Genomic DNA, 12,379 nt, shown 5'->3' with positions numbered 1-12,379 from the left:
TAAGAGATAGATAATATAATTGTTATCGGATCAACCCCGCCTTTATTTCTTCATAAATCCTGGTGCTTTCTAAAACCGGAAGCTCCAGGGCTTTTCCATAATCCATAATGGCTCCAGCAAATAATTCCAATTCGGTCTGTTCTTTTTTAGCCTGGATATCCAGTTGTAAAGAGGTGGGGGTAGCGTAAGGGAAGGTAGCCGCTTTATTGAACGTATTTTCGATGATCTCCGCTGGAATGGCAATGTTCTTCCTTGTCGCAATTGCCTTGATTTCTTCCATAATCAAAGTTGCCCTTTCTCGTAATTCCGGAACTTCATTGATCTGCCCTATGGATTGATTATACCTCGCGGAAACCAGTCCGAAACTGGCAATGAAAAAGAATTTGGTCCAGATGTCAGGGAAAGCATCTGTTTTATACTGAATATCGATTCCTGCAGATTTCATTAAATCCACCAGTTGCTGCGCATCATAATCCGGATTTTTAGGATCATTACCGAGTACGATCTTACCCGCATTTCCTTTATGCTCAACGGTGCCTTTTTCTTTGATATGTGAAGCCACATAAACACAGGCAGGAAGTACGATCCCATTGGTAATTACTTTTCGGATTCTTTCATAAATATCCACCCCATTCATTAAAGGTAAGATCACTGTATCCGTTTTGATTTTGTCTTTCAATTCCAGACAGACCTTTTCAAGGTCATATTCTTTAACACAGATCAGGAATACATCTGTATCAGGAATCTCGCTGAACTGCTGGTAAATTCCTGCAGGATGGGCAATTGGATTTTCATGTTCCGGCGATAATAAGGTCAGTCCGCTTTTCTTAACGATTTCAAAGGTTTCTCCTCTGGCTACAAAAGAGATGCTCAGTTCTTCCTGATTGGAATAGCGATTTGCGAGTTTAAAGCCGAAATAGCCACCAACCCCTCCAAGGCCAATGACGGTCAATTTTTTTATAGTATTTTTCATTTATAGGATAGAAAATTATCTGCGCAAATTAAGCAGTTAAATACTCGAAATTGATTTGTTTATGTCAAATGATTTATAATTTTGAAAAAACGACCTGTTTATGAAATATTTATTCTCAATGTTGTTGCTAGGGCTATTTTGCCTGAATAATGCCACTGCGCAGCAACATGAAATTCCTCAAAAAATTGAAAGCATTCCTTTTTCTATTGGTAAGACTGATCAAATTAAATCGAAGATCCTTGCTGAAAATAGAACCCTGAATATTTACCTGCCGGATGGCTATCATCCGGATTCCGCAAAGACTTATCCGGTAATTTACCTGTTGGACGGTTCTGCAAATGAGGATTTTATTCATGTGGCCGGACTCGTTCAATTTTTAACTATGACCGAGACCATGCCTGCCGCGATTGTTGTGGGTATTGGAAATGTAGACCGAAAAAGAGATTATACCTTTCCAACAACTATTGCTAAAGATAAAAAGGACTATCCTAGCACTGGCCAATCGGCAAAGTTCATTAGTTTCATTGGAAAAGAATTGCAACCATATATTGAAAAGAACTATAAAACAAACAGCAGTAAAATGCTGTTAGGCCAAAGTTTGGGTGGTCTTTTAGCCACAGAAATCCTGCTAACCTCACCATCATTGTTCAATCAGTACATGATTGTAAGTCCGAGCTTATGGTGGGATAACGAATCTTTACTGGCTAAAGCACCAGGTCTGTTGAAATCCTTACCTGCACAAAAAATTAAAGTTTATGTGGCGGTAGGTAAAGAAGGAGCGGTGATGGAAGGAGCTGCTAAAAAGCTGTCGGAAACCTTAAAATCCACTAGTTTGGAAGTTCATTTTGCATTTTTACCGGAAGGAAACCATGCAAATGTATTACACAATGCTTTATACAAAGGCTTTGAACTTTTTAATCCAAAAAAATAACCGAATACTATGATGCCAATACTTACTTCCCGTTTTTCAATTGATCCATTGACTTTAAATGATGCGCCTTTTATCCTGGAATTGCTCAATACCCCAGGCTGGAAGAAATTTATTGGCGAAAGGAATGTGAATGATTTACCGGATGCGATTGCCTATGTCCAGAAAATCATGGACAATCCTAGTGTATCTTATTTTGTAGTGAGGGTCCATAATTCAAAAACTGCTGTTGGGGTATTAACAGTGATCAAAAGAGAATATTTGCCATTTCATGATACTGGTTTTGCTTTTCTTCCTGAGTATAATGGAAAGGGCTATGCTTATGAAGCAGCCTCTGCCTTGCTAAAAGATCCGGAAATCCAGGCTGCCCATCCAAAGATGCTGGCCACTTGCTTAAAAGATAATGTGCGCTCTATCCGGCTATTGGAGAAATTAGGAATGGTATTCGATAAGGAAATCATCAATGACGGAGAAAACCTGTTGCTATTTAGTTTAAAATTAGACGCTTAAATAAGCCATAAAAAAGATTCAGCTCCTTAAAAGTAATACTTTTAGCGATCGGGCTTAACAATCTGTTTATAATGGCTGCTTAAGTTTGTAGGGTAAAATCCTGCTTAAGCACTAATTATGAAAATTAAAAGCCTGTATGTCTGCGCTGTGATGGTTTTATTCTGCTGGGGATGTAAAAAGGATAAAAACACGCCAGATTATCCGGAAGGAAGTAATGAACAGATCAACACCTGGATCTTAGATAGCCTTCGCAAGTACTATTACTGGTCGGATGCGCTACCAAAAAAGGCAGTCCTCGGGCAAGCGCCATTGTCATTTTTTAATTCAATCAGAAATGCAGAAGATCGGTTTTCCTGGCTTTATCTTCCCAGCGATGCCAGTACATTTGCCATTAGCTCCCGTGCTTTATACGGCTTTGATTATGCAATTATTGAAGAGCCCAGAACACATCAGGTTTATGCAGTCATCAAATCTGTATTAAAAGGATCTCCGGCAGAACGATATGGTCTGAAAAGAGGGGATTGCATCCGTAAAATTAATGGTATTGCATGGACTAAGGATCGCCTGACTGCCATGGAAAAGGAGATGTTGAGTGGAAGAGCTGCCCAACTTACACTTGCAAAATATCGGGATGGGGTGTTTTATGAAGACCGGGAACTGAATATCCTTGCCGGATTAACCCCATATGCACAACCGGCAATCTCCCAAATTCTGGAAAATGGGGGAAAGAAAATTGGCTATCTCTATCTTGATGATTTTTCAGCAGGAACAGTCAATGCTTTATTGCCCATATTTTCTCAGTTTAAAAGTGCAGGAGTTTCAGAACTGTTGCTTGATTTGCGCTATAACTCAGGGGGAGAAGTGTCTGAAGCGGCCGCACTTTGTGCCATGATCCCAACCGGTATCACTGCGCAAAGTCCCTTTATTACTTATAAAGGAAACAAAAATGGGGGCAGTAGAAATGAATCTATTGGAGCCGCAGCAACTTATGGTCATTTGATCGATTTTAACGCGCTCCAGCAACGTAATCTAGGCTTAAGCCGGGTCTTTATATTGGCAACCGCTGCAACGGCTTCAGCAGCCGAATTAATGATCAATAACCTGAAACCATATATTCAGTTGAAAGTGATAGGGGAACGAACCCTTGGTAAAGATGAAGCCAGCTTTTTAATTGATGATCAACGCAAACCTAAAAAGGTTGCCTGGGAAATGTATCCCATCATTTATAAATTATTTAATGCAAATGGACAAGGGGGATACCACCATGGAATTCCTCCGGACCTACAGGTCGATGAGTTTGCTGAGCTTCCACTGCTCCCCTTTGGAGACTTAAATGATCCTTTGCTGAAAACTGCGCTAAATCAGATTGGTTTGGAGAAAAGCACTGCTAAGACATCACTTTCCCCTCCTACGATCATGACAATAGCTGGTAAATCGCTCAATAGTATTTCCAAGACCCTGATACTGTCTGATACCCATCAGGATAAAGCAGCAGGGAGTTTGGTTTTCACACATCGTTAAATTGATGATTATAGGTGTATACATTTGACTTAAGCTTAATACTGAGTTAAAATGAAGGCGGTAATTTCGAATTAGAAAAACGCATTACTCATAATTCTCAATTATTTTGAAACAGTTAGATAAGGTCCTGCTTGAAAAATTAGTTGTTTTACTTTCTGAAGGTGATACTGCTGCCTTTAATGAGTTGTATTATCGTTATAAAGGTAAAATACACCAGTTTGCCTATCGCTTTGTGAGGTGTTCGGAAACTGCTGCCGAATTAACGCAACTGGTATTTGTACGCTTGTGGAAATATAAACATACGGTAGATGCGACGAAAGATTTCGATGCTTTTCTGTTAACCATTACCAGAAATCTGGTGTACAAGGAATTTCAACGAAAAGCAAAAGCAGAAGCCTATCAAAATGAACTTGCCAGGCAGGAGCGGACTTATGATCCCGTAGCCAGTTTTACAGATTTACAGGATTACCGAAATCTGGCAGAAAAAGCAATTGAAAGTTTACCGCCACAAAGTAAAAAAGTCTTTAAACTGAGCCGGGAACAAGGTGCCAGTTACGAGCATATTTCCAATGAACTGAACATCTCCAAAAACACAGTTCATAGCCATATGGCAAAATCATTGAGCCATATCAGACAGTATTTTAAAATTCATACACCAGAAACAGTATTGGTCTGGATCCCGCTTCTCTATACCACAGTTTTAGCATTAGGTTGATCTGATTTTTTTAATTGACCAATTTTTCTGAGGCTTTAGGAAGCGAGGGTATATCTTTGATATTAACTCAGGGTTAATCCCAATAATTCCCAATTACTGACTTGTTATTCTTTTACTTCTCTTTTGTCTTTGTTTTGCTCAAGTAAAATCTGAGCAAAACAAAAGCAACAGAAGAGCAAAACAAGAGCAAAAGAAGAAGGGCTTTTGGTCCGGTCAAAAATGCCTTCAAAACCGGAGTTATTTCGGATGTTATTTCTGGTTTTTGTGATTAACCTTCCTGTTTTTTTAGAAATACTTGATTTTTAGGGCTGACATATTAGGAAATAAATATTTCTTAATAGTTTCTTTTGAGTGTTCTTTGTGAAATGTAAAAATATTTCATTGTCGACTAGACATCTGCCTTACAGACGGGGTATATACTTGTAGACAGGCAGAGATTTCTCTTGTTTTTAATTTTAGAAATGAATACCAACGAAGAAATTAAGCAACTATTTAAATTATACCTGGAAGGAAACACCAATCCTTTACAGGAAGAAAGATTGTTTGCCCTCTTACAAAAACAGGGGATGTCTACTTCTGCTTTGGAAGAAGGGACGATGGAAATGTGGAATGATGATGTTCCACTTAGAGACAGTTCTTTGGCTGCACAAGCAGAACTTCAATCCGTATGGCAAAAAATTGCCGAAGAAGAACCAGAGAAAAAAATGAACACCTCATGGTTAAAATATGCTGCATCTCTATTAATAGTTTGTGCGACCGCTTTAGGTTGGTATACTCTGAAAATAAAGGAGCCAGAACTTTCCCAGGAAAGCAGCATGCTAACCAAAACCACCAATTCCGGAGAACGTTTGAAATTACTGCTGCCTGATAGTTCGGTAGTCTATTTAAATGCAATGAGTAAGTTGAGCTTTCCAACGCATTTTAACAAAGGCGAGCATCGCGAGATCTATTTGGAAGGAGAAGCTTTTTTTGAGGTGAAGAAAGACGTGAGTCGCCCTTTTATCGTGCATAGTGGCAATTTACAAACCCAGGTATTGGGCACGTCTTTTAATGTAGATGCTTACCCGGGAAGTGATATTTTTAGTATTACTGTAAGGACAGGGAAAGTAGGGGTATCTACCAGGAATGGAGGAGGGAGAAAACACCTTTCTTTTCTTACGCCAGGGAAACAATTGGTTTATCAGCAGAAAACAGAAAAGTATAGTTTAAACGAGCTTCCCCTGGCTGAAATTGATAGCTGGAGAGAGAATAGATTTATTTTCAGAAATGAAGAACTGGAGACGATTATTAGTCGCCTGGAAAGAAGTTATCCTGTCAGCTTTAAACTGAAAAATCCTGCGCTGTTGAAATGTCGTTTCAATGCGACTTTCTCAAATCAGAATATCCGGCAGATTATGGAACAGCTCCACATCATGACCGCAGGTAAAATACACTACAAGTTCAATGCAGAAAAAACAACAATTACTTTATGGGGGGAGGCTTGTGAATGATTAATTAAGGTCTACTAAATAATCACAAGTCCATATGGATTTGCAAAAATGACAAACCGCCCTGCTGTAACAGGACGGTTCTAAAAACACGTTTCCTAACTCTTGACAATTAAAAAACTTTTTCAATCAATGAAGGTAATGCTATACTTTTTAATAAAAAAATACTTTAATCAATTTACATCCCTCACTTTCAGGAGTAGGATTGTGCTTGCAGTACTCATGATGTTTGGCCTTTCCGGACAAGTCAGGGCACAAAACAGCACGCAAAACCGAATCAGTATCCAGTTGAAAGGGGTTCTTATGCCAAAGGCGATGAGCGAAATTGCGACGAAATCCGCTTGTGTCATCAATTATAACCCGGCTATTTTCAAAGCAGATCAACGCGTTAGTATTGATGTGAAAGACAAACTTCCAACAGAAATTATTAAAACGCTATTGGAGGGAACCGGGCTGAGCTATAAAATTACTGATGCCAAAACCATCTTATTATTTAAGCAGCCAGCCCCTGTAAAACCAGGTAAGATTACCGGGAAAATTGTTGATGAAAAAGGAGAACCATTGCCAGGTGCAGGGATAAAAATCATAGAATTGAATCGTGCTGCGAGTACCGATGTAGATGGTTCATTTACCATGGTGGTTGATCCAGGGAATTATACCCTGGAAATACGATATGTAAGCTATCAAACCAGACGTTTAACAGATGTATTGGTTAAATCGGGAGAATCTGCTCCGGTAAACATCAGTATGAAACCCGCATCCTCTACATTAACAGGGGTAGTCATCACCGGAGGCTATAAAAAAGATTCTGATGAGGGACTATTGGTACGTCAGAAAAACGCAGCGGAATTGAGCAATGGGATCAGCGCTGAACAGATTAGTAAAACGCCGGATGCGAATTTAGGAGAAGTCCTGAAAAGAGTAACGGGTATTACGACAGTAGATAATAAATATGTGGTGGTGAGAGGAATGGGGGAACGCTACAATTCGGCAACGCTGGATGGTACAGTATTGCCAAGCACAGAAGTTGGAAGAAGAGCTTTTGCTTTTGACCTGATTCCTTCTAACCTGATCGACAATGTGACCGTCAGCAAAACCATTACTCCGGATATGAATACCACTTTTGCCGGAGGATTAATTCAAATCAATACCAAGGATATTCCTGATGCTGATTTTAACAGTTTTTCGATTGGTTATGGAGCGAATACCCAAAGTCTTGGTAAAGATTTTTACAGCCCAAAACACGGGAAATATGATTACCTGGGCTTTGATGATGGCAGAAGGGATTTTCCAAAGGATTTAAGATATACAACAGAGCTATTGTCTAATCGTCCGGATAAACCAAGAGCTGAAGATAAGTTTGCCCAAAGCAGGTTGTTTACAAAAGACAACATCACCTTGTATAAGTATAAAGCACCAATAGCTCAAAATTACCAGTTTACCATAGGGAGAGCCATTAATTTAGATACGAACAAAGTACTTGGGATTGTCGGTTCATTGAGTTACCGGAATACACAGAACATTACGGAGGTGAGTGATTTCAACCGTGGAACGTATTTGCTGGATGGTGGTAATCATGGAAATATGTATAATTTCAATACCACCCTGGGTGCGATCCTTAATATGGGACTGAAGTTAAAAGACCACCGAATCAGCTTCAGGAATACTTATACCCGTAAATTTGAAAGTAATACCAGTATCATTAATAATTATCTGGACAATCAGGGTGATAATTTGAAAGAAGGGATTCCTCAAAATCAAAGGATAGAAGTTAATCCTACTTTCCTTGATTTATTGATGAATAAACTGGGGATGCAACATCAGTTGGGAAAAGTTAAAGTAGAATGGGAACTGGCACGCACAGGGATTACCAGAAATCAGAAAGATGTGATCCGGAGGGATTTGTATCCGCAGTTGATTGATGGTACTTACCAGCTGGTCAATATCACAAATTCCACGCAAACCGGAGACTTTCCAATTTCCCGTCACCATTACCTGAATAAAGAAGAGGATTACAACTGGAATGTTTCTGGTAGCCTTCCCTTTAATTTATTAAATACTAAGGGAGTACTGAAATCAGGTTATGCAGGTGTTAAAAAACACTTGAAATTGAACTGGGAGGGGGCACAGTTGAACCATATTTATCAGGTTACCTCCGACAGCTTACTATCTCTTCCTTTATCCGAGAAAATTAAACCGGAGAATTTAAATCCTAAAGGTTTTGTCTGGGAAGTTCAGCCCTGGTTAATTGATTTCTATGAAGGTAAAAGCATTCAACATGCGGGTTACCTGATGCTCGACAATCGTTTTACTGAGCAGTTACGTTTGGTTTGGGGTGTCAGGGCCGAATATTATAAATATACAGAATTGAATAATCCTTCGAATGCGATAGGATATACCACAGATACCGCCCCACATGATGTTCCGGATGCAAAATGGAGATGGCTGCCTTCTGCAAATTTCACTTATAGTCCTACACAAAAAATTAACCTGCGTATGGCCTATTCCCGTACCATGATTCGTCCGGAATTCCTGGAACGTACCCGATTTCAAATGTATAATCCAGACCTCAATGCTTATGTGTATAGTATGAACGGACTAACCAGTACCCGTGTTGATGGTTTTGATTTTAGAGCAGAATTGTTCCCTGGTCTTGGGGAAACACTTTCTGTAGGTGCTTTTTACAGGTATTTCGATAAGCCTGTGGAGATGAACAGAGAGAATGCTCAAGACTCCAGAATTAACTATGTGATCCGTAATGCGATCAATGCGAAAAATTATGGACTGGAACTAGAATTCCGCAAGAAATTAGACTTTATCATGGATAAGACCTGGTTGAGTAACCTGACGGTATTTGGGAACGCAACTTATATCAAATCCGAGGTAACTCAGGCGGCCGTTCAGCAGTTAACAGGACCGGAAGTATTACCGAGTAAGGCGAAGCGACCTTTATACGGACAAACACCTTACCTGATCAACGCAGGGTTGCAATATTCCGCTCAGCATTTAGTGATGAATGTGGTGTACAATAAAACCGGACGTAAATTGTACCTCGTTTCTGCCATGATGTTGAGTAATGAATACCAGCGTCCATATAGTCAGCTGGACGCTCAGCTGAGTTATAAATTCTTAAAACCAAGAATCGAACTGAAATTCAATGCAGGGAATCTGCTGAATGAGAAAATCCAATTCTATAACAACGGAGCAAGCTACCGTCAGGCTACTCCTGAAGATAATATTCCATTGAGTAATACAGATCAGTTTGTTTTAAAACCAGGATTTACGGACGATTATGAGAAAGGGGATAACATCACTTTTACCCAAAGAATTGGGAGAACCTTCAGTTTTCAATTGACCTATGATTTTTAATTCACCCTAATGTTTAATCATCTTATTTAGAAAGGAGCAAAAATACCGGAAGTTTTATCTGCTATTATAGAAAAAAGCGGGGCGCTAGAACGCCCAGCTTCTAAAAATCGGTGCTACCCCTAATGGCGCGAACCCTATAAAACAGTTTAAAACTGCCTTAGAAATTAGATCAGATCCTCAAAAACAACTCCTAGCCAAGGGCTATAGAGCTGCCCGCTTTTTCAGCTTAATGAACGAGCAATTTATGAAAATTACAGAAAAAAAAGAAACATTATTATCATCCAAAAAACCGAATACAATAATTGTTAATTATGAAAAATATATTATTTACTGGTTTAGCTTTAGCGGCCTTAACATTTGCCTCTTCTTGTAAAAAAGATCAAAATACTACTGACAACAGTTTTGGACAACGCAACACTAAAGCGAGTTATGCTTCTGCAACTGCATTGCCAGTACAAACTGTGAGTGGAAATATTACCACAAATACCACTTGGGATAATTCTAAGGTTTGGGAAATCAGTGGTGTATTAACTGTTAAAAATGGTGCTACTTTAACTATTCAGCCTGGAACTTACATCAAATCAACAGTGAACACAACTGGCGTTCCTAATGGTATCCTGGTGATCCAGAAAGGTTCTAAAATTTCAGCAATCGGTACTGCTGAGAATCCTATCGTTTTTACCAGTCGTTATAAACTTGGCGATGCTACAAAAACTCCTGCTGCGGGCGACTTTGGAGGTATTATCCTTTTGGGTGATGCTCACGTAAACACTGGTACTAAATTTATTGAAGGATTGCCTGGAACTGATTATGCTTTTGGTGGTTCTAATGAGTCTGACAATTCAGGTACGATCAAATATGTTCGTATTGAATATGCAGGTTTTAACTTAAGCGCTGATAATGAAGTAAACGGACTTACCTGTGGTGGTGTAGGAAATGGAACAACTTTAGACCATATTGAAGTGAATTATGGTAGAGATGATTCATTTGAGTTCTTCGGTGGATCAGTTAATGCTTCTTATTTAATTTCAAAAGCAGCTGATGATGATAACTTTGATTTTGATAATGGGTACAATGGAGAGATCTCTTTTGCGGTAGCAATTGCTGATAAAAACTCTACCCACAGTTTAAGTGGCGGAAGTTCAGATTCTAATGGTATCGAATCTGATAATAATTCGCCAACTGAGCAAGCGGGTTCTTATACTTTAATGCCAAAAACACATCCGGTATTGTTGAATTTCTCAATTATTGGTACTTCAACTACTGATGCTGGATATAAATTTGCGATTCGTAACCGTCGCGGTGCGGAAATTGAGTTGTACAATTCAATAATTACCGGTTATCCTTCTGGTCTGGTATTTAACGATGGTACAGATTCGTTTTACACTAGTGGTGTTTCGATTTTAGATGGTAACGAATTCCATGGTTTCAATGCAACAATTACTCCAACAGGAACTTATGCAGGAAACACGCAACTACCTGTTGCCGCTACTGCAGCAAAATTTGGCATGACTCAGCCATTCTTTAATGATGGCACGCTAAACTTTGGCCTTCCAGCTAATGGTGCATTCTCAGGAGGTGCAACCTGGACTTTGGGTTGGTCTACTTTATAAACTTTTCCTTATTCAGATAAAACAGATTGCAGCTATCAGCTGCAGTCTGTTTTTAACTAAACTATACATGAAAAAAAATATACTATATCTGGTTTTTATTGGCTTCATCCTTGGGCAATTTCTGATCAGTTGTAAAAGACAGGAATTGGCTGAACCAGCTATAAAAAAAATCATCAGTTTACAAATAACAGGAACTACCCTGCCTGGAGATACTTTAGAGTTTGTCAAAAATGGGAAAGTACTTCTACAAACCGGCTTTGCTAGCTTTGCGCTGAGCACAAAAGTGAGCCTGGAAGGGGAGAGTGCCGAAGTGCAGATCCGTCGTAAAAGAGATCAGTTGGTGATCGCCCGTAAAACAATTATTGCTGAGGCATACAACCAGGTACTGACTTGCTACTATGATGGGCAGGAAGTTTATGATACTTTGGTGGATTTAGAAATTAAAGGATATTCAGGACCTGATGAACTGGAATTTATGCTTGATGGTGTACTGGTAGGTTCAGGCACCGGTACTACATTCCCCAGTTTAAAAGTGACCATAAATAAAGAAAAAAAACGACAGGTTCAGATCCGAAAAAAAGGAGACCCTAAAATATTATTGGATTACGAGGTGTTGGGAAATGTAGCCCTTCAAAAATTGGTGTTTTACTACGATGGTGTCCAGCTTTTGGATAAAATTGAACTTGGAGCTCCACAAAATCCGGCTAACATGTTATTTTCTGCTTCATTTAAAAGTAGTGTGACTGTATTTAGCGGACCGGTAGACCTGGTTTTCTGTAAAGGGTCGATCTATGAAAATTTTGAAAATCTCCCGGTAACTAGTCATCGGATTGAATTAAACAACGATGGTTCTTTCAGTAAAAATTTTGAATTGCCAGCCCTTACGGCGCAAGACATCGCCGATAAGCTACATTATGGAATTAGGCTGGTAAAACGTGGAACGCTTATCGATATTCCTTATGATTTAACGAATGAACTAAGACCAATATATCCGAGGAGTGGTGTTCATACAGGCGAAATCACTGTTAGCCCTGGAACTGCGATGCTGATGGTGTTCAAAGATAGTAAATCAGTTTATGCTACTGGCCCGGCCTCACGTAGAGGAACTTTATTCAGCTTGCTTGGGGTAGATATTTCTGCTTATTTTAAGCCTTAATTCTTTTATTTAAATTTTTGCTCGTTTCGTTATGAAGGTTCTGGTTTTGCCAGGACCTCATGGCGATTAATGTTTTTCCGGGCTAAGGTTAAGGAATCTTAATCTCA

General features: G+C 39.3%; 9 protein-coding genes. 8 read left to right on the top strand and 1 reads right to left on the bottom strand.

Annotated features, from left to right (window positions below; genetic code table 11):
• Window positions 1-22: 22 nt before the first annotated feature.
• A complete protein-coding gene (locus tag R2S10_RS14665) occupies window positions 23-973 on the bottom strand; it encodes a 2-dehydropantoate 2-reductase (RefSeq protein ID WP_316841176.1) in 951 nt (316 codons plus the stop codon).
• 100 nt (window positions 974-1,073) lie between these two features.
• Between R2S10_RS14665 and R2S10_RS14660 the strand changes: the two genes are divergently transcribed.
• From R2S10_RS14660 to R2S10_RS14625, 8 genes are all read left to right on the top strand, one after another.
• Entirely contained in the window at window positions 1,074-1,904 is an 831-nt protein-coding gene (locus R2S10_RS14660) for an alpha/beta hydrolase (protein WP_316841175.1), read from the top strand.
• A gap of 9 nt (window positions 1,905-1,913) precedes the next feature.
• Window positions 1,914-2,411, top strand: a complete 498-nt coding sequence (locus R2S10_RS14655) for a GNAT family N-acetyltransferase (protein ID WP_316841174.1) — start codon at window positions 1,914-1,916, stop codon at window positions 2,409-2,411.
• A gap of 117 nt (window positions 2,412-2,528) precedes the next feature.
• Window positions 2,529-3,932: a S41 family peptidase gene (locus tag R2S10_RS14650; RefSeq protein ID WP_316841173.1), complete on the top strand. Its 1,404-nt coding sequence runs from the start codon at window positions 2,529-2,531 to the stop codon at window positions 3,930-3,932.
• A gap of 106 nt (window positions 3,933-4,038) precedes the next feature.
• A complete protein-coding gene (locus R2S10_RS14645) occupies window positions 4,039-4,647 on the top strand; it encodes an RNA polymerase sigma-70 factor (protein WP_316841172.1) in 609 nt (202 codons plus the stop codon).
• A gap of 461 nt (window positions 4,648-5,108) precedes the next feature.
• A complete protein-coding gene (locus R2S10_RS14640) occupies window positions 5,109-6,137 on the top strand; it encodes a FecR family protein (protein ID WP_316841171.1) in 1,029 nt (342 codons plus the stop codon).
• Window positions 6,138-6,266: 129 nt separating this feature from the next.
• A complete protein-coding gene (locus tag R2S10_RS14635) occupies window positions 6,267-9,503 on the top strand; it encodes a TonB-dependent receptor (RefSeq protein ID WP_316841170.1) in 3,237 nt (1,078 codons plus the stop codon).
• A gap of 311 nt (window positions 9,504-9,814) precedes the next feature.
• Window positions 9,815-11,116, top strand: a complete 1,302-nt coding sequence (locus R2S10_RS14630; RefSeq protein ID WP_316841169.1) for a hypothetical protein — start codon at window positions 9,815-9,817, stop codon at window positions 11,114-11,116.
• Between the two features lie 67 nt (window positions 11,117-11,183).
• Window positions 11,184-12,272 carry a hypothetical protein gene (locus R2S10_RS14625; protein WP_316841168.1) on the top strand — a complete coding sequence of 363 codons (1,089 nt, stop codon included), beginning with the start codon at window positions 11,184-11,186 and terminating at the stop codon, window positions 12,270-12,272.
• Window positions 12,273-12,379: the final 107 nt, after the last annotated feature.

This window comes from Pedobacter gandavensis, from assembly GCF_032678745.1.
In the GTDB taxonomy this organism is placed as follows: domain Bacteria; phylum Bacteroidota; class Bacteroidia; order Sphingobacteriales; family Sphingobacteriaceae; genus Pedobacter; species Pedobacter gandavensis_C.
This window is presented reverse-complemented; position numbering and strand designations above follow the sequence as displayed.

Excerpts from the sequence above, each read along its gene's own strand:
- R2S10_RS14665 (WP_316841176.1), bottom strand. The coding sequence starts at position 973 with ATGAAAAATACTATAAAAAAATTGACCGTCATTGGCCTTGGAGGGGTT.
- R2S10_RS14660 (WP_316841175.1), top strand. The coding sequence starts at position 1,074 with ATGAAATATTTATTCTCAATGTTGTTGCTAGGGCTATTTTGCCTGAAT.
- R2S10_RS14655 (WP_316841174.1), top strand. The coding sequence starts at position 1,914 with ATGATGCCAATACTTACTTCCCGTTTTTCAATTGATCCATTGACTTTA.
- R2S10_RS14650 (WP_316841173.1), top strand. The coding sequence starts at position 2,529 with ATGAAAATTAAAAGCCTGTATGTCTGCGCTGTGATGGTTTTATTCTGC.
- R2S10_RS14640 (WP_316841171.1), top strand. The coding sequence starts at position 5,109 with ATGAATACCAACGAAGAAATTAAGCAACTATTTAAATTATACCTGGAA.
- R2S10_RS14635 (WP_316841170.1), top strand. The coding sequence starts at position 6,267 with ATGAAGGTAATGCTATACTTTTTAATAAAAAAATACTTTAATCAATTT.
- R2S10_RS14630 (WP_316841169.1), top strand. The coding sequence starts at position 9,815 with ATGAAAAATATATTATTTACTGGTTTAGCTTTAGCGGCCTTAACATTT.
- R2S10_RS14625 (WP_316841168.1), top strand. The coding sequence starts at position 11,184 with ATGAAAAAAAATATACTATATCTGGTTTTTATTGGCTTCATCCTTGGG.